Below are 25,495 nucleotides of genomic sequence, written 5' to 3'. Positions count from 1 at the left end.
GGTCAGCCCTCCCGCGGCTTGGCCGGCACCTGGGACATCAGGCGGTTGCGCCAGGCCGGCGGCAGGGCACCGATGATCCGCGCCAGGGCATAGAGCCGGCGCGGATAGACCACGCGGACCTTCCCCGCCGCGATGCCGGCCAGGGTCCGCGCCGCGGCCTGTTCCGGCGTCATCAGCCAGGGCATGGGGAACGGGTTCTTCGAAGTCATCGGAGTGCGGATATAGCCGGGGCAGATGGCATGCAGGCGGATGCCGAGCTTCCGCTGCGACCCATCCGTCGCCTCCGCCCAGCGCTGCACCGCGGATTTGCTGGCGCAATAGGCCGGCGCGCCCGGCGCGGCGACGAAGGCGGCGAGGCTCGCCACCACCGCCACCCGCCCGCGCAGCCCATCCGGCCCCGCCTCCTGCCCGGCCATCTTCTCCAGCGCCGGCAAAGCGGTGTTCAGCACGCCGGTGATATTGGTGGCGAAGACGCGGGCGGCCTGCGCCGGCGGCTCCGTCGCATCGCCGGTGCCGCCCGAGATGCCGGCATTGGCGATCACCAGGTCGAGCCGCCCCGCCCCGCCGATCCAGCCCGCCATCGCCGCCGCATCGGTCACGTCCAGCACCACGGGCCGCACCGCGGCGCCCTTCGCCGTGCAGGCGGCCGCGACATCCTCCAGCCGCCCGGCATCGCGGCCGGACAGGTGCAGGGTCACGCCCGGCGCGGCGCAGGCCTCCGCCAGCGCCCGGCCCAGGCCGGAGGAAGCGCCGGTGATGAGCACGCCCTGCCAGGAATCGCTCCGCATGCCTTGCCCTCCGTCACGGCCCGGAGGACAAGGCGCGCATGAGCACCCTCGCCTCGATGACCGGTTTCGCCCGCGACAGCGGTTCGCTGCCGGATGGCTCCTCCTTCGTCTGGGAGTTGCGCAGCGTCAACGGCCGCGGCCTGGATGTGCGGCTGCGCCTGCCGCCCGGGCTGGATGTGCTGGAAGCGCCTTTGCGGGAGGCGGTGGGCAAGCGCCTGAAGCGCGGCAATCTTTCCGCCAATCTGACCCTGAAGCGCGAGGATCGGGCGCCGCGGCTGACGCCGGACCCGGTAGCGCTGGAAGCTGCCATCGCCCTGGTGCTGGAGGTTTCGGCCCGCCTGCCCGGCGCCCCGGTGCCGAGCGCGGAGGCCGTGCTGTCGCTGCCTGGCGTGCTGCGGGCGGAGGTGTCCGAAATCGACGAGGCCGATGAGGCAGCCAAGCGCGCCGCTTTGGCCGCCTCCTTCACCGTGGCGCTGGATGGGCTGGTCGACTCCCGCGCCCGCGAAGGCGCGCAATTGCAAAAAATCCTGGAGACGCTGCTGGGCGAGATCGCGGCGTTGCGGGAGGCCGCGGCCGTGGAGGCCGCCGGCCAGCCAGCCGCCCAGCGCGCCCGGCTGCTGGAAAACCTAGCGAATCTGCTCGGCGAGGGCGATGTCCGCGCCCGGGTGCCGGAGGAGCGGCTGGCCCAGGAAGTGGCCATGCTCGCCCAGCGTTCCGATGTGCGGGAGGAGCTGGACCGGCTTTCGGCGCATATCACGGAGGCTCGCACCCTGCTGGCCTCCGGCGACGCGATTGGCCGCAAGCTGGAATTCCTGACCCAGGAATTCGTCCGGGAGGCCAATACGCTGTGCAGCAAGTCAGCCAGTGTGGCGCTGACGCGGGTCGGGCTGGAGCTGAAGGCGGCGATCGAGCGGTTGCGGGAGCAGGCGGCGAACGTCGAATGACCGACCCTTCGCACGCCCCCCGTCGCGGCGTCTGCCTGGTGCTGGCCTCCGCCCCCGGCGTCGGCAAGACCAGCGTCTCCCGCGCCCTGCTGGAGATGGAGCCGGAGCTGGCGCTGTCGGTCAGCGCCACCACCCGCGCGCCCCGGCCCGGGGAGCTGGAGGGGGTGCACTACTTCTTCCGCACGCCCGAACAATTCGACGCCATGGTCGAGGCCGGTGAGTTTCTGGAATACGCCAAGTTCATCGGCCGGTCCTACGGCACGCCGCGCGCGGCGGTGGAGGCCAGCCTCGCCGCCGGGCGGGATGTGCTGTTCGATATCGAGTGGCAGGGCCACCGCCAGTTGCGGGAAAGGCTGCCCGGCGATGTCGTCGGTGTCTGCCTGCTGCCGCCCAGCATGGCGGAGTTGGAACGCCGCCTGCGCGGCCGCGCCCAGGACAGCGAGGCGGAGATCGCGCGCCGCCTGATCGCCGCGAAGGACGAGATCGCCCATTGGGCGGATTTCGACCACGTGCTGGTGAACCGGGATTTCGACCGCACGGTGGCGGAAGTGCGCGCCATCCTGCACGCTGCCCGCAACACCCGCGCAAGGCAGCCCTGGCTGCCGGACTTCATCGCCGGGCTGATCGGGGAGTAGCGCGCCGGATGGGTGGGGTGGTGGAGGTCGTATTGCCGGTCTTCGCCCTGATCGCCCTGGGCTATGCGGCGGTGAAGCGAAAGATGGTGGGGGACGAGGCGCTGAAGGGCATGACCCTTTTCGTCTTCGGCCTGGCCGCGCCGGCCCTGCTGTTCGCCGGCGGCACCCAGCCGCATGAGGGTTCGGGCGGCGGCGCGCTGGCGATCCTGACAGCCTCGATCCTGATGTATGGGCTGGTGGTGGTCGGCGCCCGGCGGATTTTTGGCGTGACGCTGGCGGAGGCGGCGCTGTTCGCCCTGGCCTGCGTCTTCGGCAATTCCGTGATGATGGGCGTGCCGATCATCGTCGCCGCCTATGGCGCGCCGGGCGTGCCGCCGATGCTTGGCATCCTGGCGCTTCAGACCATGATCCTGCTGGGGCTCGCCACCATCGTCACGGAGGTCGGGCTGCATGCCAATGCGCCCTGGCGGCGGGTGCTGACCTCATCGGCGCAGGGCATCCTGAAGAATCCGGTGGTGCTCTCCGTCATCGCCGCCTTCATCTGGGTGACCTTCGGGCTGCCGGTGCCAGGCGTGGTGCGGCGGACGCTGGAATTGCTCGGCGGCGCGGCGCCGCCGCTGGCGCTGTTCTGCCTCGGCGGCGGGCTTGCCGGGATTTCGGCGGCGGCGGCGTGGAAGGAGACCGCGGCGATTGTCGGTCTCAAGCTATTGGCGCTGCCGCTGATGACCTGGGGGCTGGCGCTGGCCCTCGGCATCTCCGCCATCGACACGGCCGTGGCGGTGACCATGGCGGCGCTGCCGACCGGGGCCAATGCCTTCATCCTGGCGCGCCGCTACGCCACGGGCACGGACCGCTCCGGCGCGGCGGTCGTGGTCTCCACGGCGATCTCCATCCTGACCCTGTCGGCCCTGATCGGGCATTTCCGAGGCGTGCTGTCATGACATTGGTGATCGACCCCGGCTGGGTCTGGGATGCGGATAACGGCCTGCGCATGGGCCATTCGGTCATCATCCAGGACGGCGTGGTGGCCGATGTGGTCGCCGGGTCGCCGACGCTGGAGGCGGAGCGCATCGTCGCGCCCGATTCCCTGCTGATGCCGGGCCTCATCAACCTGCACAACCACGCTTTGTCCGCGCCGCTGTTCCGCGGCTTGGCGGATGACCTGGCGCCGGGGGACCTGCCCGGCCACATCGTCTATTCGCTGCTGATGCCGCTGGGCGATGTGGCGGCGCAGGTGATGACGGCGGAGGATATCGGCGACGCCGCCGAAATGGCGCTGCTGGAGGGGCTGCGCAGCGGCACCACCGCCCTGCTCGACGTCTTCCGAGTTGCGCAATGGCCCTTCATCGAGCGCGCCAGGCGCCTCGGCCTGCGAAGCTGGTCCTGCCCCTATCTGTTCTCGGCCCCGGTCGGCATGACGCCCGACGGCAAGCCAACCTACAGCCCCACCAGCGACACCGGCTTCGACGCCATCCTGAAGCTGTACGACCGCTACGACGAAGGCCCGCGCGGCGTCACGCGCGTGGGCTTCGGCCCGCACGGGCCGGATAGCTGCACGCCCGAGCTGCTGCGCGCCATCGATGCGGCGGCGCGCGAGCGCAACACCATCGTCTCCATCCACGCCGCCCAGAACCTGATCGAGATCGAGAAGGTACAGGCCGCCCATGGCAAGGGCTCCATCGAACATATCCGGGAGATGGGCCTGCTGCGGCCGGGCGTGGTGCTGGCGCATGGCATGTTCGCGACCGATGCCGAGATGGCGATGATCGCGGAATCGGGTGCGGCGCTCGCCTCCTGCCCGCTCGCCTTCGCGCGGTCCGGCCGCTTCGTGCCGCTGGCGCGGGTGGAGGCTTCGGGGCTGCGGCTCGGCATCGGCACGGATGGCGTGACGCTCGACATGCTGCACGAGTTGCGCACGGCTTCCGTCTTCGCCAAGGCCCAGTCGGGCACGCCCTATGGACTGGCTGCCCCGCGCATCCTGCGGGCGGCGACACGGGATGCGGCGCTGGCTTTGGGGCGGGAGGATCTTGGCCTGGTGGCGAAGGGCGCGCGGGCAGATCTGGTGATGTTCGACCTGGGATCCTCGCGCTACCAGCCGGTCTGGGACCCGCTGAAATCCCTCATCACCAATGGCAGCGCGGCCGATCTGACGCTGGCGATGGTGGAAGGGCGCGTGCTGCTGCGGGACGGGAAGGTGCTGACCGCCGATGCCGCCGCCGTCACCCGCCGCGGCCGCGCCGCCATCGAGCGGGTGTGGCGGGAGGCCGCCCGGCGCGGTGCGATTCCGGCATCGATCGCCGCGCGGGCCGCGATCGCGTTGCATTGAATCGATCCGTTTCCCTAGGGTGTGACGATCCTGGGAGACTCCGTCGCATGACCATCCTGAAGCCCGGCCGCCGCGCGCTTCTGCTTGGCGCCCTCGCCACGCCGTCGCTCGCTTTCGCACAAACCCGCCGGCCGCTGCGCGTGGTGATCCCGTTCCCGCCCGGCGGCGGCGTGGACAGCCTGGGCCGGCTGCTGGCGGAGCGCCTGACCCCGCTGCTGGAGGGCCAGCAGGTGGTGGTGGAAAACCGCAGCGGCGGCGGCGGGCTGATCGGCGCGGATGCGGTGGCCAAGGGGCCGGCGGATGGCACGATCATCGGCGTCATCGGCGCCGCCACGCTCTGCGCCGCGCCCTTCATCCAGCCCAGCATGCCCTTCGACGTGACGAAGGATTTCCGGGCGATCTCCCAGATCTCGGACAGCGCGGTGGTGATCGCGGCGGGCGCAGATGTGGCGGCGCGGCATGGCTGGACCGACATGGCCGCCCTGCTGGCCTGGGCGAAGGCCCATCCGGGCGGGGTGCGCGTCGCCAATGCCGGGGTCGGCACGGTGACGCATCTCGTGCTTTCCGCCATCAACACCGCCGCGGGGGTGGATCTGACCAGCGTGCCCTATCGCGGCGGCGCGCAGCAGGCGATGGATGTGATCGCCGGCACGGTGGAGGCCACCGCCGACCTGCCGGCCGCCCTGCTGCCCCACATCGCTTCCGGCCGCATGAAGGCGATGGGCGTCAGCTCCGGCAGCCGGCTCGCCTTTTTGCCGGAGGTGCCGGCGCTGGCCGAGACCGGCGGGTTGCAGACCATCGACGTGCGGTCCTGGAACACCATCCTGGCCCCGGCCGCGACGCCGGAGGCGGAGGTGCAGCGGCTGTTCACCGCCATCCGCCGCGTCGGCCAGGACCCCGGCTTCGCCACGGCGCTGCGGCCCTTCGGCTATGACGCGGTGGTCAGCGAGAGCCCGGCGGCGATGACGGCGCAGATCGCGCGGGAGACGCCGGTCTGGCGCCGGCTGGTGGAAATTTCGGGGGCGGCGCGGCAGTAGCGGGGGGGGGGCGGTTCGGCCCCCGCGCTGAGGCCCCCCTCACCCCACCGTTGAACGCATGCGTTCAACCCCCCCGTCGGGGGGATAGGGTGCGACGGGTTGCTCAATCCACCCGGGCGCCGACGGCCTCGATCACCACGCGCCACTTGGCGCTTTCCGCCGCCATATAGGTCGCGAATTCGGCGCGGCCCATGGCGCGCGGAATGGCGCCGCTGGCCGAGAGCCGCGCGGCCAGTGCCGGGTCCCGCACGATGGCCTGCAATTCCGTGTCGAGCTTCGCCAGGATCGGCTCCGGCACGCCGGCCGGGGTGCACAGGCCGAACCAGCCGGTGGAGGTGATGTCCACGCCCTGCTCCTGCATCGTCGGCACATCGGGAAAGGCGTCGACGCGACCGGTGCCGCTGACCGCGATGGGGCGCATCCGCCCGGCCTGCGCCATCTGCGTCACCGCCGAGATGGATTGGAACAGCATGTCGATGCGGCCCTCCATCAGGTCCGAGTTCATCTGGCCGCTGTTGGTATAGGGCAGGTGCTGCAGTTGCAGCCCGGTGATGATCTGGAATTGCGACCCGGCCAGGTGCTGCGAGGACCCGGCGCCGACCGAGCCGAAATTGATCGGCCGCCCCTGCGCCTTCGCCCAGGTGATGAATTCCTGCAGGGTCCGCGCCGGCACCGCAGGCGGAATCACCACGATATTCGGCACCAGGGCGATCAGCCCGACACTCGCAAAATCCTTCTCCGGGTCGAAGGGCATGTTGCGGTACAGCCACTTGTTCGCGGCATTGGCGGCGATGGTGGCCAGGCCGACCGTGTAGCCATCCGGTGCCGCGCGGGCGACCGCCGTCATGCCGATATTGGTGCCCGCCCCCGGGCGGTTGTCCACCACCACCGGCTGGCCCAGCGCGCCCTGCAGGCGGTCCGCGATCAGCCGCGAAATCACATCGCCCGCGCCGCCCGCCGGGCCGGGATTGATCCAGCGGATCGGCCGGTTCGGCCAGTCGCCGACCGAGGCGGTAGTCTGCGCCCGGCCGCCCGCCAGGGGCAGGCTGGCGGCAGCAAGTCCCAGCAGCGCCGCGCGGCGCGGCAGAAGCGGTTCGGCCATCGTGAAGTCTCCCTTATTTGTACGGACAGCAGACGTCGGACGACACCTTCTTGCAAGGGGATAGCTGCTGAAAAGTGGCGCATCGGGTCTGGCGCCCGCCCGGCGATGTGGCAAGCTGCCGCCGATTTCGGCGCAAGGATGCGGATGATGGGCGACGTTCTCGGCTGGCGGTGCAAGTTCGGCGTGATGGGGCCCTCCACGAACACCGTGGTGCAGCCCGATTTCGACATGATGCGGCCCGCCGGGGTGACCAACCACTACGCCCGCATCTTCACGCCCAATGCCGATGCCGTCTCCAACGAGACCTTCCGCGCCGGCGCGGAACTCATCGGCCGCAACACGCTGGATGCGGTGAAGTCGGTGATGACCTGCCTGCCGGATGCGCTGGTGATGGGCATGTCCGCGGTCACCTTCTTCGACGGCGCCAAGGGCGCCGACCGCTTCGTGAAGGAGGTGGAGGAGGTCTCCGGTCTGAAGATCAGCGTCGGCAGCCATGCCTGCACCGCCGCGCTGAACGCCTATGGCGGCGTCAGGCGCCTGGCCATCATGTCCCCCTACTGGCCCGCCATGAACATCGAGGTCGCCCGCTATTTCACCGACATGGGCTTCTCCGTGGTGCGCGACACCGCCTTCCGCTGCACCTCCTGGACCGACATCGCCGCCCAGACCCCGGCGCGCTGCGTGCAGGGCATCAAGGAGATCGATGGCGACGACGTGGACGCCATCGTTCAGGTCGGCACCAACCTGTCGATGGTGAAGCTGGCCGCCATGGCGGAGATGTGGCTCGGCAAGCCCGTCATCGCCATCAACACGGCCACCTATTGGCACGCGCTGCGCTCGCGCGGCATCACCGACAAGGTCGCCGGATGCGGCAGCCTGCTCGAACGGTTCTGACATCGGCGGGCGCGGCCTGAACGGGATTTTTCAGTCGGTCGCTAAACCCGCCCGGTGGCGATCCAACGCGCCACCGCCGGCTTGCCGTTCTCCCGCGCCTGCCGGGCGGCACCCTCCCAGTCATAGGCGACCGCGCGCAGGTCGATCGACCAGCGGCCGCCCGGCCCTCGCGTGGCCACCGCGTAGCGGGCATGCGGCGCCCCGGTCTCGATCGCGTGCGGCACCGGGTTGTCGTCGCTATAGGCCGGCATGCCGATGCTGCCCGGGTTCACCACGGTGACGTCCCCGAGCTGGACGATGCGCGGCATATGCGTATGGCCGCACAGGACGAGGCGTGCCGGCCCGATACCGGCCATTCGTGGCCGGATGACCTCCTCCGAAGCAAGCACCGCCCGGCCGCTGGCCACATCCTCCAGAAAGTAGTCGAGGTCGCCACCGGCAGGGCTGCCATGGCAGGCAAACACCTCCTCATCCGTGAGCCGAAGCGTCCCGGGCAGGCGACCGATCCAGTCCATATGCGCCGCCGATAGCCGCGGACGTGCGAAGGCGACGGAGCCGCTGGCGTCGTTGCCTTCAAGCAGGTCGCGCTCATGGTTGCCGGCCAGGGTCGGGCATCCCAGTGCGATCTGTGCATCGGCGCTGCCGGCCGGATCGAAAGGGCCCGCGCACAGGTCGCCCAGATTGACGATCAGGTCCGGCGCCTGCGCCCGCATATCCGCCAGCACGGCTTCGAGGGCCAGCAGATTGCCATGGGCATCGGCGAGGACGGCAATGCGCATCAGCCCGGACCCTGGCCGGGCCGCGGAACAACACCCAACGGGCCGCCAGCCTGCCGCCCCGAACCATGCGCGGCATTGTCGAGAATCAGAGCGTCATGCGCCATGTCCAACCTCCGCCTCGTCGAGCTGATGGACGCCGTGGCGGTGACCCGTTCGATTGCCGGTTCGGCCACATCCTTCCTTGCGGGAGCACCACCTTGCCCGGGTGGGCAGGTTGGCGTGGGGCGTCCACCCAACTCCTGATGTGCTGCCGCTACCAGGATTTCCCATGCAGCCCCGCAATCCTGCCCGCTCGGCGACGATCGCACCCCTGTCCTCGCCACAGCGCGACGCGCCGCCTCGCAACCACTTGTCATCCGCAGTGTTACCTCCGCAGCCACAAGCTATGGAGCAGTCATCATGAGCGACGAGAAGGCGAAGGACGCGATCCGGGACGCAGCCGCCAAGGGGGGCGAGACGGCCAGGAAGGTGGCGGATCGCGCCGAGGACACCGCGCGGGACATGGGCGATTCGGTGCAGAACGAACTCGCCTCGCTGCGGGAGCAGGTGAAGAAGCTGATGGACGAGCGTGTGACGCCCGCCCTGGCGAATGCCGCGGATACCGCCGGCAGCTATTCCCGCCAGGCGCGGGACAGCGTCGTCAGCGGCGCCGAGCGGACCACCGCGATGGTCAAGGAACACCCGGCCTATGCCATCGGCATTATCGCGGCGGTCGGCGTGCTGGTGGGCTGCATCATCGCGCAGCGCTCCACCCCCCGGCCCTGGTATTCCCCCGACCGGTATCGGTGATTGACCGGGACTGGCCCCAAGGCCGGTCCCGATCCGTGATGCCGGCTGACGCGAGTGAGTCGGCATCTTTCGTTCACCCCGCCGTGGCGCCACTGGCGCGGACGATGGGACCCCAGCGGGTGATCTCGGACTTGATGAAGGTCGCGAAATCCGCGGGATCGGCGTTCAGGATCTGCATCCCTTGCCCGGCCAGCCTTTCGCGGATGGCCGGGACCTGAAGCGCCTCCCGCGTCGCATCGTGCAGGCGGCTGATGACCGGCGCTGGCGTGCCGGCCGGGGCGACCAGGCCGAACCAGGCGGAGACGTCGAAGCCCGGCAGGCCGAGTTCGGCCAGGGGCTTCACCTCCGGCCAGCTCGCCATGGGCGTGGCGCTGCTGAGGCCGATGGCGCGCAGGGCCCCGCCGCGCACCTGGCTGAGCGCCACGGGGACCGAGGCGAAGGTCATGCTGGTGGTGCCGGCCAGCACCGCATTCACCGATTCCGGCGCGGATCGGAACGGCACATGCGTCAGCTTCACCCCGGTCATCTGCTCCAGCACCGCGCCGCCCAGGTGCTGCGACGTGCCGGACCCGCCCGAGGAATAGGTCAGCTCCCCCGGCTTCGCGCGGGCGGCGGCAATCAGCTCCGCCACGCTGGTGATGGGGGAGGATGGGTGGACCACCAGCACATTCGGGCTGCTGGCCACCAGGGTGATGGGCGCGAAATCCGCCACCGGGTCGAAGGGCATCCGGGCATAGAGCGCCGGATTGATGCCATGGGTGCTGACGGTGGCCATCAGCAGCGTATGGCCATCCGGCTCGGCCCGGCGCACCACCTCCCCGGCAATGTTGCCGCCCGCGCCGGGACGGTTTTCCGTCACCACATTCTGGCCGAGGCGCCGGCCGAGATCATCGGCCAAAGCGCGGGTCAGGATATCCGCCGCCGACCCCGCGCCGATGGTGACCAGGATGCGGATCGGCCGTGTCGGGAAGCCTTGCGCCAAGGCCGGGGCGGCCAGGGCCAGGGCGGGCATCGCGCCGAGCAGGCCGCGACGGGTCAACATGCTCATGGCACCACTCCAATACCCTGGATTTCCACCACGATGCCCGGCCGGGCGAAGGCGCTGACGGTCAGCAGGGCGCTGCAGGGGAAGTGGCCGCCGGGGAAATGCTCCGCCCGCAGCTTCACCAACTGGTCGCCATGCCGGGGGTCCAGGATATAGACGGTGGTCCAGACGAGGCTGGCCAGGCTGCCGCCGGCGCGCGCCAGGGTGCGGTCCATCAGGGCATAGCAGGTGCGGACCTGCGCCTCGAAGTCCCAGGAAATGTCACGGCCTTCCAGGTCCTGGGTGGCGGTCTGGCCGGACATCCAGACGGTGCGACCGCCCTGGGTGATGACGGCCGGCGAGAAGGCGCGGGACTTCTGGAACTCCGTGCCTTCGAGATGGGTGACGCTGAGGCTCACGATGATCCCTTTCACGGAAACGCGAGGGGATTATGCAAACGATTGCATCGACGTCAAATAAATCTCCGTCAACCTTTGGACGAAAATCTAGCGTCCCGAGGCCAGCGCCCGCGCGAAGACCGGCACCGCGTCCCGCAGATCCTGCGCCCGCACGCATTCGCGCGGCGTATGGGCCATGCCGATATCGCCCGGCCCGAGCACCACGCAGGGGGCGAGCGCCTGCAACTCGCTGGCATCGGTGCCGTAGGGGGCGGTCTTCGCGGCGTGGTTGGTCAGCCGGGTGGCGAGGCCGACCAGCGGATGCGTCGCGGGCAGTTCCGGCGGCGCGCCCTCCACCTGCTCCGACAGGTCGATCCCGGCCTCCCGCGCCGCGCTGCGGACGGCGTGGAGGATCGGCTTCGGGTCCACCTTGGCGCTGTAGCGGAACTTGATCTGTGCGGTGGCTTTCGCGACCGTGACGTTCATCGCGGTGCCGTGGTTGTCGAGGATCAGGTTGAAGTCGGAGAAGGGCGGGTCGTAATCCGTATCCTGCAGCGCGGGATTGCTGCGCAGCTCGTCATGCACCTGCCGCATCGCGGTCAGGAAGGGCAGCAGCTTCCAATTGGCGTTCGTGCCCTTGCCGGTGGAGGAATGCGCCTGCACCCCATGCGCCGTCGCGGTGAAGGCGATGTGGCTGCGATGGCCGCGCACCGGCACCAGACCGGTCGGCTCCACCACGAAGATGCCGGCCAGGTTCAGCGACCGCGCCAGCGCGCTGTCCCGCGCGATGCGCCGCGCGCCCTGCTTGGTGGTTTCCTCATCGGTGGTGATCAGCAGCGTCACCGGCACATCCGCCGGCGCCTGCTGCGCGGCGATGATGGCGGCGGCCACCTGGCCCTTCATGTCCACGCTGCCCAGGCCGTGCAGCAGGCCCGCTTCGTCCAGGCGCGGCGCCCAGGGGTCACTCTCCCATCCCGTCGCCGGCACCGTGTCCATATGGCCGGACAGGGCATACCCGCCCTTCGGCCCCTTATGTGCCACCAGCGCCCGCTTCGGGATGCCGTTCGCGTCCGTGTAGTCCAGCCGCTCCACCTCAAATCCCGAGAGCTCCTGCGCGATCCGGTCGGCGACCGGCAGGTTGGAGAGGCTCGATCGGCTGTCGATCGCGATGAGGTCGGCTGCCAGGCGCAGCACCGGTTCGGTCAGGCTCATGCGCCCCAGGGTCGCTTGCCGGGACCGGGCCGGCAAGGGAGGATGGCGGCATGAACGCGCAAAGCTATCTCGACCCCCGCAGCGGCCGCACCTGGTCGCTGGATGCCCCCCGCTGGTGCGGCGACGAACAGGCCCCCCTGCTGCTGACGCCGCGCCCCGGCCTCACCCGCGAGGAGATCATGGGCGGCACCCGCAGCATCTGGCGCTACGCCGCCGCCTTTCCCTGGATGCCCAAGGCACCGATCAGCATGGGCGAGGGCTGCACCCCGCTGGTGGAGCGCGCCTTGCCCGGCGGCACGGCGCTGCTGAAATGCGAATGGTTCATGCCGACCGGCAGCTTCAAGGACCGCGGCGCCAGCGTCATGCTTTCGTTGCTGCGCGACCAGGGCATTTCGAGCGTGCTTGAGGACTCATCCGGCAATGGCGGCGCAGCGGTTTCCGCCTATGCGGCAGCAGGCGGGATGCAGGCCACCATCTTCGTCCCCGCCAGCACCAGCCCGGCCAAGACCGTGCAGTCCCGCGCGGCGGGTGCGGCCATCGAGCTGATCCCCGGCAGCCGCCAGGACTGCGCCGATGCGGCCCTCGCCAAGTCGGCGGAGCTTTTCTACGCCAGCCACAACTGGCAGCCCTTCTTCCTGGAAGGGACGAAAACCCTCGCCTATGAGCTGTGGGAGGATCTGGGCTTCAAGGTCCCGGACAACGTCATCGTCCCCTGCGGCGCCGGCTCCAACGTTCTGGGCTGCTGGCTCGGCTTTTCCGAACTTTTACGGGCTGGCCAGATCGCGAGGCTCCCAAAAATCTGGGCGGCGCAGCCGGCGAATTGCGGGCCGATCGCGCGCGCGGCGCTGGGCCTGCCGGCCATGGAGGCCAAGCCCACCGTCGCGGAGGGCACGGCCATCGCCCAGCCGATCCGCCTGCCGGAATGCCTGACCGCGCTGCGCGAATCGCAAGGCGGCGCCGTGCTGCTGGAGGAGGCGGAGATCGCCGAGGCCGCGCTCGCCCTGGCCCGCACCGGCCTCTATGTGGAGCCCACCTGCGCCCAGGCCGCCGCCGCATTCAGCAAGCTGCGCGCCGAGGGCCGGATCGCGGAGCGGGAGACGACCGTGGTGGTGCTGACCGGCACCGGGCTGAAGGCCACGCCGCGCTATGCCGAATTCCTGGGAGTCGCGATCTGATGTCGCTGGATGACCTGCCGACCCCTTGCCTGCTGCTCGACCTGCCCATCCTGAAGCGCAATATCGCCCGCATGGCGGCGGCCATCGCCCGCCACCCCGGCCTGGTGCTGCGCCCGCATCTGAAGACCGCGAAATCCGCCGCCGTCGCGCAGCTTGTGGCGCCAGGCGGCGGGCCGATCACCGTCTCGACCCTGGCGGAGGCGCGCTACTTCGCCGCCCACGGTTTCCGGGATCAGGTCTATGCCGTGGGCATCACGCCGTCGAAGCTGGACGCCATCGCCGCGCTGAACGCGGAAGGTGGGCAGGTGCGGATCATCACGGATGACCTGGAGACGGCGCAGGCGATCGCCGCCCATCCCGGCCGCCTGCCGACGCTGATCGAGGTGGATATCGGCGAGGGCCGCGCCGGCGTGGCGCCGGACAGCGATGCGCTGTTGGCAATCGGCGCCGCACTGGGCGCGAAGCTGGCGGGCGTGCTCTCCCATTCCGGTCATTCCTATGCCGGCCGCAGCGAGGCCGCGATGGCGGAACTCGCGGAGGTCGAGCGCGCCGGCATCGTGCTGGCCGCGACGCGGCTGCGCGCGGCGGGGCATGTCGTGCGCATCGTCTCCGCCGGCGCCTCCCCCACCGCCATGTATGCCGCGCATCTGGAAGGCGTCACGGAGATGCGGGCCGGCGTCTATATGATGGGCGACCTGCTGCAGGCGCAGCTCGGCGTGCATCCGCTGGAGGATATCGCCGTCACCGTGCTGACCAGCGTCACCGGCCGCTACCCGGCGCGCAACGCCGTGCTGGTGGATGCCGGCGCGCTGGCCCTGTCCAAGGACCGCAGCACGGAAGCCGCGCCGCGCGACTGGAAGTTCGGCCGCGTGCTGGATGCGGCGGGGCAGCCCAGCCTGGGCGACGCCATGGTGGTCCGCGTCCATCAGGAACATGGCGAGGTCCGCGCCGCGGAGGGTGGCACGCTGGATCTCGACCGGCTCAAGGTCGGCACAAGGCTGCGCATCGCGCCGAACCATGTCTGCCTGACGGCAGCGGCGCATGACCACTACCATGTGCTGGATGAGACGGGCCGCGTGGTGGCGGTCTGGGACCGGGTGAACGGCTGGTAGGGGCGGATCAGCCCGCCAGCCAGGCCTCGAAGCGCCGCTCCAGCATTTCCAGGTGCCGCGCCCAGAAGACCTCGTCGACCGGCACGGCCTGGGCCAGCGCGGCCGGCGCGGTCGGCAGGCTGGCCTGGACCGGGGCCGGGATCAGCGCCGCCGCGTCCCGCACCGTGACCCCGTGCAGGATGCGCTGGGCGAGGCGTGCCTGCACCGCGGGGCGCCCGGCATAGGCCAGGAAATCCAGCGCCCGCACCCGGTTCGGGCTGCCGCGCAGGATCGCCCAACTGTCCATCGCCGACAGGTTCTGGGCCCAGACCAGGCCGAAATCCCGCCCATCGACCGCATTCGCCACGGAAATGCGGCCATTCGGGGCGACGACCAGTGCCACCTCCCCCCCCGCCAGCCAGGCGGAGGGCTGCGCGCCACGCTCCCACCAGACCGTCTCCGCCCGGATGGATTGCAGGCGGCGGAAGGCGCGGTCCTGGCCCTCCGTCTCCGCCAGCGCCGCATAGAGCTCGGCCGGTGCCACACCATCGGCCAGAAGCGCGATCTCCAGCGTGATGCGGGGGCCACGGCGCAGCGCCCGGCGGCCGGGAAAGCGCTCCAGGTCGAACAGGTCGGCCCAGCCGGTGGGTGCGCCCTGCGACCGGGTGCGATCCCAGGCGAGCACATAGGCATGGCGGCTGGCGCCGACACCGCAATCCTGCACCGCTTCCGGAATATAGGCGTCCCGCCCGCCGATCGCCGCCCAGTCCATCCTTTCGAACAGCCCTTCGGCGCAGCCGATCAGCAGCTCATGCCCCGGCACCTGCACCAGGTCCCAGGTGCCGGCCTGGGCGCGTTGCCGCAGGGTGGCGAGGCCACCATCCCAGGTCTCCTCCAGCAGCCGCGCCTCGCGTTCCGTCATCCAGGGGCGGAAGACCGCGTCGCGCTGGGCGTCCTGGTAGGCGCCGCCGAAGGATACGATGGTGAGGTCGCGCGGCGCCTGGGCGCTGGCCTCGGGCGCGCCCCGGCCCAGCAGGGCCCCCGCGCCAAACCCCGCCAGCCAGTCCCGCCGTCGCATCGCCCGCACTCCCGTCAAGCTGGCGGCAGCCTATCCCAGGCGGCGGTCGCTCCGGAAGGCGCGCCGCGCCGGCCCAGGCAGATTCGGGGCCATTGAAACGGCATCATCATGGCTTCACACTGCAACCGGGCCCAGATTGGCGCGTTCCGATGGCGCCAATGATCCCGAAGGAATACGACCATGTCCCAGATGGGCAACGACATGCGCAACATCCGCGACGAAGCCAACGCCGCCGGCGGCCGTCTGGCCGATGACGCCCGCGCCGAACTGGCCCGCCTGCGCAGCCAGGTGGAGCGGCTGATGGAGGAGCGTGTGACCCCGGCGCTGGGCCAGGCCGCCGAGACGGTCGAGGATTACGGCCGCCGCGCCCGCCACAGCATCGAGGACAATGCCCATGCGATGTCCGAGACGGTGCGCGCCCAGCCGCTGCTCTATGTCTCGATCGCGGCGCTCGGCGGCTATCTGATCGGCCGGCTGATGGGCACGCGCACCTACGTCTACCCGGATCGCAAGTAAGCGGCGGCCGGCCTCATGCGCCTGATCAGCCTTGCCCGAGCCGCATTCCAGGCGGAGAAGCTGTATCTGCGCCGCAGCGGCCGGGGCTATGCCATCCAGGCCGGCTACGGCGTGGCGGCGGCGGTCTTTGGCATCCTGATGCTGGTGATGCTGCATATCGCCGGCTTCGCCGCCCTGGTGCCCAGCCAGGGCCCGGTGGTCGCTGCGCTGATCCTGGCCGGTGCCGACCTGGTGCTGTTCGCGATCCTGGCGTTGATGGCCCGCAACCCGCCGCGTGACGCGGTGGCGGAGGAAGCCCTCCAGCTTCGCCAGGCAGCGCTGAACCAGATGGGTGACACCGCCACCCAGGCGCTGATCCTGGCGCCGCTGCTGCGCAGCCAGACGCTGAAGAAGGGCGCCTTCGGCGCGGCGATCACCGCCGCGCTGGTGGCCTTCTTCAACCGCCGCTGAGGGCCTTCTTCACGCGGCGCGAAGCTGCGTGACGAAGCGCGCCATCTCATCCCGCAACCCGCGCGACTGGGTGGCGATATCGCCGGAGGCGGCGCGCACCGCCTCCGCCGCCTCCCGCGCCGTCTCGGCCCGTTCCTCCACCGCCAGCACGGCGCCGGACACGGCGGCGGTGCTTTCCGCCGCCTGACCGACGCTGCGGGCGATCTCCGCCGTGGCGGAGCCCTGTTCCTCCACCGCCGCGGCGATGGAGGCGGCGATCTCGTCCAGCTCCGCGATGGTGGTGCCGATGCGCGCCACGGCGGCGGCATTGCCGGCGGCGGCCTGGCGCATCTCCTCGATCTTCTGGCTGATCTCCTGCGTCGCCGTCGCGGTCTGCGCGGCAAGCTGCTTCACCTCGCTCGCCACCACGGCGAAGCCCTTGCCGGCATCGCCGGCGCGTGCCGCCTCGATGGTGGCGTTCAGGGCGAGAAGGTTGGTCTGGCCGGCGATATTGGTGATCAGCCGCACCACGTCGCCGATGCGCGACGCCGCCTCGTTCAGCGCCTCCACCTGCTGGGTGGTGCCCATCGCCTCCTCCCGCGCCCGGCGGGTGACGGTGGTGGTCTGGCCCATCTGCCGGGCGATTTCGGAGATGGAGGCGCTGAGTTCCTCGGTCGCCGCGGCCGCGGTGGTCGCGTTGCGGCTGGCATCGCCACCGGCACCACGCGCCAGGCTGCTTTCGCGCCGGGTATCGGCCACCGCCTCCCCCATGCTGTCCGCCGCGCCGGTCAGGCCGGTGGCGGATTGCGCCAGGGCGCCGGCGATGCCGCCGAGGCTGGCCTCGAAGCCGCGCACCAGCGTCTCCCGCATCGCATGGCGTTCCGTCCGCGCTGCCTCGGTCGCCGCCTTCTGCTCGGCTTCCATCGCATGCTGGCGCTGGGTATGGCCGCGCAGCACTTCCAGTGCCCGGGCCATCACGCCGATCTCATCGCCGCGTGACACGCCCGGAACGGCCTCAGCCGTTTCACCCGCCGCGAGGCTCTCGGTGCGCTGGATCAGCCCGCCGATCGGCCGGGCGATGCCGCGCGCCAGCAGCAGGCTGCAGAGCAGCGCCACCACCAGGGCGGCCGCCATTGCGCCGAGCAGCCACATACGGTCGGCGGCCGCGCGCGCCACCGTGCCTGTCTGGTTCAGCAGCAGTTCGGCGGTGGCCACGGGGCGGCCGGCGAAATCGGTCAGCGGCATCGTGGTGACGGCGAGATGACGGTCACCATCGGCCAGCACGCGCGCCGGGGTCATCCCCACCAGCCCCGCCTGCAGCATCGCCGCATCGGCGAGGCCCTGCGGCCGGGTGCCGGAAATGCGGGCCAGGCGACCCTCCGGCCCGGCATGGATCACGATCTCCGCATTCACCGCCTGGCCGATGCGGCCGAGCAGGTCGGGGCCGATATTGGACTGCGCCAGGATCACACCCAGCACCTGGCCCTGGCGCGTCACCGGCACGACGGAGGCGGCGGTCAGCCCGGTGCTGCCGCTGGCGAGCCCGGCGACGGCGCGCCCGTCGCGTGAGCTGGCGACCACATCCGGGCGGCGCCCGCCGATATCCTCGGGCGCCGACATGGCGGCGTGCGAGCGGTAGTGCAGCATCGCGGGTGGCGTCGCGATGCCGAAATTGGTTACCAGTCGTTCTGCCGTCAGCGCCGCATGCACCGGCGCGATCACCGCCGCCATGCCCGCCTGGTCGGCGCGGCCGACCGCCTCCACCAGGGCCGGATCGGCGGCCAGGGCGCGGTTCAGGGTCTCCAGCCGCGTCAATTCCAGGGCGAAGATCTGCTGGGTGGCGGAGGCGGTGCGGCGCGCCGCCACCTCCACCGCCGCTTCGTGCTGGGCGTTCTGCTGCATCAGGGCCATGCCCAGCAGCAGCGCCGCGACCGCACCCGCAAGGGCCATGAAGGCGAGGATGAGTCGTGACTGGATGGAGCGAAGGCGATGCATGCGCGTTTTCCCGGACTGCTGGGGGCAACTTGCGGGCACCGGGGTTCCGGGAGCGTTAAACGGCGCGGCTGCCGTCCCTGCGATCACAGACTCGTGACAATACCAGTGCACCGGTATTCCGATAAAGCTGTGCCATGCCCCGCCCCCGCCTCGCCGCCCTGCCGGACCGCCTGCCCGACCTGCCCGCCCTCGACCGTGGCCGCCCGGCGCCCGAACAGATCTACACCGCGCTGCGCCGCGCCATCCTGCGGCTGGATTTCGCGCCAGGCGCCCCGGTGCCGGAACCCGCCCTCGCCGCCCAGGCCGGCGTCAGCCGCACCCCGGTGCGCGAGGCACTGCGCCGGCTGCGGGAGGATGGGCTGGTCGAGATCTTCCCCAATCTCGGCAGCTTCGTCTCCCGCCTCTCGGCCGCGCGGCTGGAGGAAGCGGTGGCCCTGCGCCTGCTGCTGGAGGGGGAGGCCGCCGCCCGCCTCGCCGCCACCCCGGCCCAGGCCGGCCTGCTTGCGCTGCGCCGCGTGCTGGCCGACCAGCGGGCGGCGATGGCGGAGGCCAATCGCGACGCCGTCTATGCCCTGGACGATGCCTTCCACGCCCTGATCTTCGAGACCGCCGCTCTGCCCCTGATGTGGTCCGCCTGCCGCGCCGCCCGCGCGCATATGGAGCGCGTGCACCACGCGGCCGTGGCCGACCTCACCCGCGCCGCCGCCGCCATCGCCGCGCATCAGGCGATCCTCGACCGCATCGCCGCCGGCGACCCGCCTGGTGCCCGCGCGGCGATGGAGACGCATGTGCGGGCCAATACCACCGACTTCGCGGCGATCGCCGCGGCCCATCCGGAGTGGCTGGCGTGACCCCCTTCCCCGACCGCATGCTCGGTATCACCGTCATGCCCGAATACCTCCAGACGGAGGGGGCGGAGGCGGTGCTCGACAACCTCCAGCACCGCGCCGGCGCCACCGCCATCGCCACCTCCCCCTATGTGCTGGCGCAGGCGCCGGATGGGCAGGGCGGGCGGGAACCGCCGATCGATGGCGGGGCGGGCGCGGTGCGCCTGCTCGACCGGCCGCTCTGGGGCCGGCGGGAATTGTGGGTGCGCACGGCGCCAGCCTTCGTGCCGGACACCTCGCTGTATCGTGGCCTGCGCTACCAGCCCGCCGAGCCCGATGCGCTGACCCTGGCCGAAGGCCCGCGCCTGACCGCCGCCATCACCGCCGCCAAGCGCCGGGGCCTGGCCGTGCATCTCCAGGTCCAGGCCGCCATCCCGCCCGGCTACCGCGTGCAATTCGGCGGCCCGCTGCCGGAGGACCGGCCGCGCCTGCCGGATGGCAGCGAAGTGCCGGGCCGTGTGGACCTCAACGCCTCCCTCGCCTCCGACGCCGTGCTGGACTACCAGCGCGCCCTCCTGCGCGACCTGGCGCGGGCCTATCCGATGGTGGACGCCATCCGCCTCGACTGGCCGGAATACCCGCCCTACGCCTTCCGCGCGCTGTTCTTCGACTTTTCCCCGCCCGCCTGCGACCTCGCCCGCAGGCTCGGCTTCGACCTCGATTCCATGCGGCGGGATGCCCAGGCGACCTTGGACGATGTGGCCAGCGGCGCGGCGGCCCACGCCCTGGTCGCGGCGATGGCGGGCGGCGCCACCCAGGCGGCGCTGCGCCTGTTCGCCGCACGGCCGGGCCTGCTGGAACTCGCCCGCTTCAAGGCCGCGGTCACCACCCGCTTCCTGGCCGCCCTGGCCGAGACCCTGCACGAGGCCTCCGCCGGCCGCATCGCCCTGATCCCGCAGGCCTTCCCGCCGCCCTTCAGCTTCGCCAGCGGCTTCGACTTCGCCGCCGTCGCGCCCCATGTCTCGGCCATGGGCATCAAGTTCTACACCATGCACTGGCCGATGATCCTGCATGAATGGGCCGGCGCCCTAGGCGGCGCACAGGACCCCCGCCTGCTCTCCGCCCTGGCCACGGCGCTCGACCTGACCGACGGCCCCATCGACCCGGCCCGCTTCCGCTACCCGGAGCCGGAGGAGCCCCACCCCGTCGGCCTCGCCGCCCAATCCCGCAAGATCGCCGCCGCCCGCGCCGCCGCCGGCACCACCCCGGTCATCGCCTATTCCCACGGCTACGGCCCGCCGGAGGATGTCGCCGCCCGCTTCCAGACCGCCTGGGACGCCTCCGGCGGCCGCGTCTTCGTCAATCGCTACGGCTATCTCTCGAACGACAAGCTCGACGCCATCGGCCAGATCGGGCGAACAGGAGGAACCTCATGCTGACCCGCCGCGCGACCCTCGCCGCGACTCTTCTCCCCCTCGCCGCCCAGGCGCAGGAAGGCTATCCGAGCCGTCCCGTCACCCTGATCGTGCCCTTCGCCCCCGGCGGCGCCACCGATATGATCGGCCGCATGGTCGCCGAAGCCCTCACCCCCCGCCTCGGCAAGCCCGTGGTGGTGGAAAACCGGCCCGGCGCCGCCGCCAATATCGGCGTCGCCGCCCTCGCCCGCGCGGCACCGGACGGCCACACCATTGGCATCGTCAGCCTGACCACCCTCGGGCTGAACCCCTGGCTCTACAAGGACCGCCTGCCCTTCAACCCCGAACGCGACTTCGCCCCGATCAGCAACGGCGCCATCACACCCAACGTGCTGGTCATCAACCCGCGCAAGATCCCGGCGACCAACCTCGCCGAACTCGTCGCCTGGCTGAAAGCCCATCCGGGCCAGGCCAATTACGGCTCCTCCGGCGCCGGCACCGCCATCCACGTCGCCATGGAAATCTTCCTCGCGGCCGCCGGACTGACCGCGACCCACGTGCCCTATCGCGGCTCCGGCCCGATGATGACCGACCTCATCGGCGGCCAGATCGACCTGGCGGTGGACGGCGCCGCCGTGGCCTGGCCCCATGTGCAGGGCGGCAGCGTGCGCGCCATCGCCACCACCGGCGCCGAACGCGCCTTCTTCGCCCCCGACCTGCCCACCCTGGCCGAAACCTACCCCAACGCCATCATCGCCCCCTGGCACGGCTTCGCCGCCCCCGCCAACACCCCCACCCCGATCGTCGAACGCCTGTCCCGCGACATCCAGGCCGTGCTCGCCGACCCCACCATCATCACCCGCATGCGCACCCAGGTGATGATCCCCGCCCCCATGTCCCCCACCACCTTCGCCACCTTCATCACCACCGAACGCACCCGCTACGGCCGAGTGATCGAAGCCGCCGGCATCCGGGTGGAGTAGGGCGCGGCACTGGGCGGTTCTGCAGGGGGACGCTGTCCCCCTGCACCCCCTGCCAGGAGGCAGTGGCCTCCTGGACCTCAGGACCTTGAACGGAAATGGAGAGGGGCCGGAGGAACCGCCGAACATGCGGTACCGCTGGCCCCTCTCCATTTCCGTTCATGAATCAAAGGGTTCCAAGGGGCCACTGCCCCTTGGCAGGGAGGGTGCGGGAGGGGCAGCGCCCCTCCTGCGAACAACCAGCGCTGCCCTACCCCACCCCCGGTGCCAGTGCTTCGAACACCAGCATGTGGCGGCTGCGGTGGGTGAAGGTGTCGTGGGGGGTCATGCCGATGTCGGTGAGGACTTGGCGGGAGGCGGTGTTCTGGTCCCAGGCGATGGCGATGATGCGGGGCAGGCCGCGTTTGAAGCCGAAGGCCAGGGCGGCGCGGGCGGCTTCGCGGGCGTAGCCTTTGCCGCGGCAGTGGGGCCATAGGGCGAAGCGCAGCGCGATGCCGCGGCCGTCCGGCCGTTCCATGAGGCCGGTGATGCCGAGGAAGTCGCCGGTCGCGCGGTCGTAGACGGCCCAGGTGCCGTAGCCGCGCACCAGCCAGAATTCCATGTCGTCCTCCAGCTCCTCCCGCGCCCGTTCGGGGGTGCGGGTGCCGTGGAGCATGAGGCCGAAGGCGGCTTCGTCGCTTTTGAGGGCGATGAGGTCCGGCAGGTTTTCCGGCGCGACCGGGCGCAGCGAAAGGCGTGGCGTGGTGATGCCGTTGCCTTCCGCCAGACGCGGGACGACCAAATCCCTACCGGGCCAACTTGAGGACCATGTGGCCCTACCGGGCCAACGGCCGGTATTTGATGCGGTGCGGCTGGTCTGCCGCGGCGCCGAGTCGACGTCGCTTATCCGCTTCGTAGGCTTCGAAGTTCCCCTCGAACCACTCGACGTGGCTGTCGCCCTCGAAGGCGAGGATGTGGGTGGCGAGGCGGTCGAGGAACCAGCGGTCGTGGCTGATGACCACGGCGCAGCCGGCGAATTCCTCCAGCGCGTCTTCCAGGGCGCGCAGCGTGTCGATGTCGAGGTCGTTGGTCGGCTCGTCCAACAGCAGCACGTTGTGTTCGCGCTTCAGCATCTTGGCGAGATGCACCCGGTTCCGCTCACCGCCCGAGAGCACGCCGACGCGCTTCTGCTGGTCGGCGCCCTTGAAGTTGAAGGCGGCGACGTAGGCGCGGGAGGGGATGGTGCGCTTGCCGATGGTGATCTGGTCCATCCCGTCGGAGATTTCCTGCCAGACGGTGCGCGTGTCATCCAGGCTGTCGCGGGACTGGTCGACATAGCCGAGCTTCACCGTGTCGCCGACGACGAGGCTGCCGCCATCGGGCGTCTCGACGCCGGTGATCATCTTGAACAGCGTGGACTTGCCGGCGCCGTTCGGGCCGATGATGCCGACGATGCCGCCGGGGGGCAGCTTGAAGGTCAGGTCCTCGATCAGCAGGCGGTTGCCGTAGCCCTTCCGCAGATCCTCCGCCTGGATGACAATATTGCCGAGGCGGGGCGCGGGCGGGATGACGATCTCGGTATCGCCGCTGGCCTTCTCCTGGCTCTTCGCCAGCATTTCCTCATAGGAGGCGATACGCGCCTTGGACTTGGCCTGGCGTGCCGCGGGGCTGCGGCCCATCCATTCCTGTTCCTTGGCGAGTTGCCGCTGCCGGGCGCTTTCCTCGCGCTCCTCCTGCTGCAGGCGCTTCCGCTTCTGGTCGAGATAGGCGGAGTAGTTGCCCTGGTAGGGGAAGCCCCGGCCGCGATCGACTTCCAGGATCCAGTTGGTGACGTTGTCCAGGAAGTAGCGGTCGTGGGTGACGATCAGGACGGCGCCCTTGTAGTCCTTCAGCGTCTGTTCCAGCCAGGCGACGGATTCCGCGTCCAGGTGGTTGGTCGGCTCGTCCAGCAGCAGCAGGTCCGGCTTTTCCAGCAGCAGCTTGCACAGCGCCACGCGGCGGCGTTCACCGCCCGAAAGATGCGCAACGGGGCTGTCGAAGGGCGGGCAGCGCAACGCGTCGAGCGCGATCTCGATGCGCCGGTCCAGTTCCCAGCCTTCGGCGGCCTCGATCTTTTCCTGCAGCTCGGCCTGCTCGGCGAGCAGATCGTTCATCTGCTCCTCCGTCATCTCCTCGGCGAATTTGTCGGAGATTTCGTTGAAGCGCTTCAATTGGCCGGTGAGGTCGGCGAAGGCTTCCATGACGTTCTCGCCGACCGTCTTGGTCTCATCCAGGTGCGGCTCCTGCGGCAGGTAGCCGACCTTGGCGCCTTCCGCGGCCCAGGCCTCGCCGCCGAACTCCTTGTCCTGGCCGGCCATGATCTTCATCAGCGTGGACTTGCCGGCGCCGTTCGGGCCGAGCACGCCGATCTTCACATCGGGCAGGAAGGACAGGGTGATGCCCTTGAAGACCTCTCGCCCGCCCGGATAGGACTTGGTGAGGTCTTTCATGACGTAGACGTACTGCCAGGCGGGCATGAGCAGAGGATCCCAGCGCAGAGGATGAAGCGGCGGGTTCTACCGCGCCGGGGGGGTGGATGCCAACCGCGGTGGGATAGAGGCTCATTCGGGCTGCTGTCACCAACAACCACGCTGATCGCGCCACCACATGAGATTGAGCTTTTATCACCAACGCGGTCGGCGTATCTTTTTCGTAACGTTGCGGAACAATCCGATGTGGCCCTTCAAGAGTAAGTCCCCGAAGCTTACAGCACCTAACCGAAGACTCACATTCAAGAACGGTCATAGTTACTTAGAGTACCAGTGCAAATTCGGGCACACGTCAATAGAGCCCCGCGTGGCGATCGCCGCGCTTGTTCTTGATGCACGGAAGGAGTTCGGAACTGACACCGCTGTCGCGGTCAACAAGGACGGCGTCCAGACCGCTGTGCTACGCGTCGCAAGCGACGACGGCGGCTTTATCGTCCCAAGCAAGACCGCTACCGGAAAAGGATTGCGGCTCCGGCCTGATGATGTGGTGCTTTGGGTGCCGCTGCTGAAAGGAGTCGCTCTTGGCAACGATGAACGCAGCGCCTGGATTGGTACAATCGTTGCTACGATCGCGCCGGAGCTGGACTTCGAAAACCCTGAATTTCGAATCTTGTGCCGCTATACCTAGGTTGCGTGATCACCGTCCAAACCTCTTCGGCATGTACAAGGTGGTGAAGACGCGAAGTAACATTGATCCGCGCTTCGCGCGGTGCCTCATGCCTCCGGCGGATTTCGCCCTCGCGCGGCAGTGCCGCGCGCCGCTCCGCGGGCGGGCGAAATGGGCCCGGAGGGACTCGAACCCCCAACCAAGCCGTTATGAGCGGCCCGCTCTAACCATTGAGCTACAGGCCCAGAGCCCCCGCCTGCATGGCAAGCGCCGGGCTTTCATGCAAGCCCGGCGAGCACCTTCGCCGTCGCGCCGCTGACATCGCCGAGCTTGACGCCCCCGGCCACGCGCCCCTGCGTCGCCAGCCCGCGTTCCTGGCGGGCGATGGCGGCGCGGGCTTCTTCCTCCGCCTCGCCGGGCGGCAGGATCAGCACGCCGGACTCGTCGGCCAGCACGGCATCGCCCGGCATCACCACCACGCCGCCGATGGACACCGGCACATTCATCCGCCCGCCCAGGTCGTAGATGCGCGTGGTGATGGGCGCGAGGCCACGGCACCAGAGCGGGAAATCGCTCGCCTCCACCTCCTCCACATCCGTGCAGGCGCCGTCGACGATGCCGGCCTTGGCGCCGGCCGCCTTGGCCGCCACGGTCACGCCGCCGCCCCAGCAGGCGTGGCGGTCATCGCCCAGCCGGTCCACCACAAGGATGTCGCCCGGCCGCAGCAGGCCCAGCGCATGGTGCAGGATGGTGGAATCCGGCCCCGGGCACTGCACCGTCACCGCGGTGCCGGCGACCCGGCGGCGCAGCAGCCCCTGGATCTTCCGGTCCACGAAGCCCCAATGGCGCCAATGGCCGACAGTGGCGGTCTCGGTCTGCTCCAGCAGGGCCACCACCTCCGCGCTGATCTGGCCGGGCATGGGTTCGACGACATAGCGGGGCGGCAT

General features: G+C 70.4%; 26 protein-coding genes, 1 tRNA gene and 1 riboswitch. Of the genes, 15 read left to right on the top strand and 12 right to left on the bottom strand.

Features of this window, described 5'->3' with window-relative positions; genetic code table 11:
• Positions 1-2 precede the first annotated feature (2 nt).
• A complete protein-coding gene (locus JJQ90_RS21290; protein WP_216878287.1) occupies positions 3-788 on the bottom strand; it encodes an SDR family NAD(P)-dependent oxidoreductase in 786 nt (261 codons plus the stop codon).
• A 38-nt stretch (positions 789-826) separates the two neighbouring features.
• Between JJQ90_RS21290 and JJQ90_RS21285 the strand changes: the two genes are divergently transcribed.
• From JJQ90_RS21285 to JJQ90_RS21265, 5 genes are read left to right on the top strand one after another with little or no spacing between them, the layout of a single operon-like run.
• Positions 827-1,732 (top strand): YicC/YloC family endoribonuclease, encoded by a 906-nt coding sequence (locus tag JJQ90_RS21285; protein ID WP_230410871.1) that lies wholly within the window; start codon positions 827-829, stop codon positions 1,730-1,732.
• Complete coding sequence (gene gmk, locus JJQ90_RS21280; protein WP_216878286.1) at positions 1,729-2,367, top strand: guanylate kinase; 639 nt, start codon at positions 1,729-1,731, stop codon at positions 2,365-2,367. The genes JJQ90_RS21285 and gmk overlap by 4 nt, the downstream gene beginning before the upstream one ends.
• Before the next feature lie 20 nt (positions 2,368-2,387).
• A complete protein-coding gene (locus JJQ90_RS21275; RefSeq protein ID WP_216878285.1) occupies positions 2,388-3,308 on the top strand; it encodes an AEC family transporter in 921 nt (306 codons plus the stop codon).
• The gene (locus tag JJQ90_RS21270) at positions 3,305-4,693 is read left to right on the top strand and encodes an amidohydrolase family protein (protein WP_216878284.1); all 1,389 of its coding nucleotides are present in this window, start codon (positions 3,305-3,307) and stop codon (positions 4,691-4,693) included. Before JJQ90_RS21275 ends, JJQ90_RS21270 begins: the two co-directional genes overlap by 4 nt.
• Positions 4,694-4,740: 47 nt before the next feature.
• Positions 4,741-5,730: a Bug family tripartite tricarboxylate transporter substrate binding protein gene (locus JJQ90_RS21265; protein ID WP_216878283.1), complete on the top strand. Its 990-nt coding sequence runs from the start codon at positions 4,741-4,743 to the stop codon at positions 5,728-5,730.
• A 103-nt stretch (positions 5,731-5,833) separates the two neighbouring features.
• Here JJQ90_RS21265 and JJQ90_RS21260 read toward each other — a convergent pair whose 3' ends face one another.
• Positions 5,834-6,832, bottom strand: coding sequence for a Bug family tripartite tricarboxylate transporter substrate binding protein (locus JJQ90_RS21260; protein ID WP_216878282.1), 999 nt, complete (start codon positions 6,830-6,832; stop codon positions 5,834-5,836).
• 147 nt (positions 6,833-6,979) lie between these two features.
• On the opposite strand from JJQ90_RS21260, the gene JJQ90_RS21255 reads away from it, so the two are divergent.
• Positions 6,980-7,726, top strand: a complete 747-nt coding sequence (locus JJQ90_RS21255; protein ID WP_216878281.1) for a maleate cis-trans isomerase family protein — start codon at positions 6,980-6,982, stop codon at positions 7,724-7,726.
• A 41-nt stretch (positions 7,727-7,767) separates the two neighbouring features.
• Here the strand turns inward: JJQ90_RS21255 and JJQ90_RS21250 are convergent, their stop codons facing one another.
• Positions 7,768-8,505, bottom strand: a complete 738-nt coding sequence (locus tag JJQ90_RS21250) for a metallophosphoesterase family protein (protein WP_216878280.1) — start codon at positions 8,503-8,505, stop codon at positions 7,768-7,770.
• Positions 8,506-8,648: 143 nt separating this feature from the next.
• Positions 8,649-8,756, bottom strand: a riboswitch (SAM-I-IV-variant riboswitch).
• Positions 8,757-8,904: 148 nt separating this feature from the next.
• On the opposite strand from JJQ90_RS21250, the gene JJQ90_RS21245 reads away from it, so the two are divergent.
• Complete coding sequence (locus tag JJQ90_RS21245; protein WP_216878279.1) at positions 8,905-9,294, top strand: DUF883 family protein; 390 nt, start codon at positions 8,905-8,907, stop codon at positions 9,292-9,294.
• Positions 9,295-9,367: 73 nt separating this feature from the next.
• Here the strand turns inward: JJQ90_RS21245 and JJQ90_RS21240 are convergent, their stop codons facing one another.
• The 3 genes from JJQ90_RS21240 to JJQ90_RS21230 form a co-directional block, all read right to left on the bottom strand.
• Positions 9,368-10,342 carry a Bug family tripartite tricarboxylate transporter substrate binding protein gene (locus tag JJQ90_RS21240; RefSeq protein WP_216878278.1) on the bottom strand — a complete coding sequence of 325 codons (975 nt, stop codon included), beginning with the start codon at positions 10,340-10,342 and terminating at the stop codon, positions 9,368-9,370.
• Positions 10,339-10,737 (bottom strand): RidA family protein, encoded by a 399-nt coding sequence (locus JJQ90_RS21235; RefSeq protein WP_216878277.1) that lies wholly within the window; start codon positions 10,735-10,737, stop codon positions 10,339-10,341. The genes JJQ90_RS21240 and JJQ90_RS21235 overlap by 4 nt, the downstream gene beginning before the upstream one ends.
• Positions 10,738-10,824: 87 nt before the next feature.
• The gene (locus tag JJQ90_RS21230; RefSeq protein ID WP_216878276.1) at positions 10,825-11,928 is read right to left on the bottom strand and encodes a M20/M25/M40 family metallo-hydrolase; all 1,104 of its coding nucleotides are present in this window, start codon (positions 11,926-11,928) and stop codon (positions 10,825-10,827) included.
• Between the two features lie 50 nt (positions 11,929-11,978).
• On the opposite strand from JJQ90_RS21230, the gene JJQ90_RS21225 reads away from it, so the two are divergent.
• Both JJQ90_RS21225 and JJQ90_RS21220 read left to right on the top strand, forming a co-directional pair.
• On the top strand, positions 11,979-13,103 hold the full coding sequence (locus JJQ90_RS21225) for a pyridoxal-phosphate dependent enzyme (protein WP_216878275.1): 1,125 nt from the start codon (positions 11,979-11,981) through the stop codon (positions 13,101-13,103).
• A complete protein-coding gene (locus JJQ90_RS21220; RefSeq protein ID WP_216878274.1) occupies positions 13,103-14,215 on the top strand; it encodes an alanine racemase in 1,113 nt (370 codons plus the stop codon). Before JJQ90_RS21225 ends, JJQ90_RS21220 begins: the two co-directional genes overlap by 1 nt.
• Before the next feature lie 7 nt (positions 14,216-14,222).
• Here the strand turns inward: JJQ90_RS21220 and JJQ90_RS21215 are convergent, their stop codons facing one another.
• Positions 14,223-15,272 (bottom strand): extracellular solute-binding protein, encoded by a 1,050-nt coding sequence (locus JJQ90_RS21215; protein ID WP_216878273.1) that lies wholly within the window; start codon positions 15,270-15,272, stop codon positions 14,223-14,225.
• A 180-nt stretch (positions 15,273-15,452) separates the two neighbouring features.
• On the opposite strand from JJQ90_RS21215, the gene JJQ90_RS21210 reads away from it, so the two are divergent.
• A complete protein-coding gene (locus JJQ90_RS21210) occupies positions 15,453-15,788 on the top strand; it encodes a hypothetical protein (RefSeq protein ID WP_216878272.1) in 336 nt (111 codons plus the stop codon).
• 15 nt (positions 15,789-15,803) lie between these two features.
• A complete protein-coding gene (locus JJQ90_RS21205; protein WP_216878271.1) occupies positions 15,804-16,238 on the top strand; it encodes a phage holin family protein in 435 nt (144 codons plus the stop codon).
• Between the two features lie 9 nt (positions 16,239-16,247).
• Here the strand turns inward: JJQ90_RS21205 and JJQ90_RS21200 are convergent, their stop codons facing one another.
• Positions 16,248-18,212, bottom strand: coding sequence for a methyl-accepting chemotaxis protein (locus tag JJQ90_RS21200; protein WP_216878270.1), 1,965 nt, complete (start codon positions 18,210-18,212; stop codon positions 16,248-16,250).
• Positions 18,213-18,346: 134 nt separating this feature from the next.
• Between JJQ90_RS21200 and JJQ90_RS21195 the strand changes: the two genes are divergently transcribed.
• From JJQ90_RS21195 to JJQ90_RS21185, 3 genes are read left to right on the top strand one after another with little or no spacing between them, the layout of a single operon-like run.
• On the top strand, positions 18,347-19,063 hold the full coding sequence (locus JJQ90_RS21195; RefSeq protein WP_216878269.1) for a GntR family transcriptional regulator: 717 nt from the start codon (positions 18,347-18,349) through the stop codon (positions 19,061-19,063).
• A complete protein-coding gene (locus JJQ90_RS21190) occupies positions 19,060-20,478 on the top strand; it encodes a hypothetical protein (RefSeq protein ID WP_216878268.1) in 1,419 nt (472 codons plus the stop codon). The genes JJQ90_RS21195 and JJQ90_RS21190 overlap by 4 nt, the downstream gene beginning before the upstream one ends.
• Positions 20,472-21,437 carry a Bug family tripartite tricarboxylate transporter substrate binding protein gene (locus JJQ90_RS21185; RefSeq protein ID WP_216878267.1) on the top strand — a complete coding sequence of 322 codons (966 nt, stop codon included), beginning with the start codon at positions 20,472-20,474 and terminating at the stop codon, positions 21,435-21,437. Before JJQ90_RS21190 ends, JJQ90_RS21185 begins: the two co-directional genes overlap by 7 nt.
• A gap of 247 nt (positions 21,438-21,684) precedes the next feature.
• Here the strand turns inward: JJQ90_RS21185 and JJQ90_RS21180 are convergent, their stop codons facing one another.
• Positions 21,685-22,215, bottom strand: a complete 531-nt coding sequence (locus tag JJQ90_RS21180) for a GNAT family N-acetyltransferase (RefSeq protein WP_216878266.1) — start codon at positions 22,213-22,215, stop codon at positions 21,685-21,687.
• A 34-nt stretch (positions 22,216-22,249) separates the two neighbouring features.
• The gene (gene ettA, locus JJQ90_RS21175; RefSeq protein WP_216878265.1) at positions 22,250-23,929 is read right to left on the bottom strand and encodes an energy-dependent translational throttle protein EttA; all 1,680 of its coding nucleotides are present in this window, start codon (positions 23,927-23,929) and stop codon (positions 22,250-22,252) included.
• A gap of 319 nt (positions 23,930-24,248) precedes the next feature.
• Between ettA and JJQ90_RS21170 the strand changes: the two genes are divergently transcribed.
• Complete coding sequence (locus JJQ90_RS21170; RefSeq protein ID WP_216878264.1) at positions 24,249-24,569, top strand: hypothetical protein; 321 nt, start codon at positions 24,249-24,251, stop codon at positions 24,567-24,569.
• Positions 24,570-24,720: 151 nt separating this feature from the next.
• Here the strand turns inward: JJQ90_RS21170 and JJQ90_RS21165 are convergent.
• Both JJQ90_RS21165 and JJQ90_RS21160 read right to left on the bottom strand, forming a co-directional pair.
• Positions 24,721-24,793 (bottom strand) — tRNA-Ile (locus JJQ90_RS21165).
• A 33-nt stretch (positions 24,794-24,826) separates the two neighbouring features.
• Entirely contained in the window at positions 24,827-25,495 is a 669-nt protein-coding gene (locus JJQ90_RS21160) for an RraA family protein (protein WP_216878263.1), read from the bottom strand.

Origin of the sequence: Falsiroseomonas oleicola, assembly GCF_019029495.1 — a bacterium.
Classification (GTDB): domain Bacteria; phylum Pseudomonadota; class Alphaproteobacteria; order Acetobacterales; family Acetobacteraceae; genus Falsiroseomonas; species Falsiroseomonas oleicola.
This window is presented reverse-complemented; position numbering and strand designations above follow the sequence as displayed.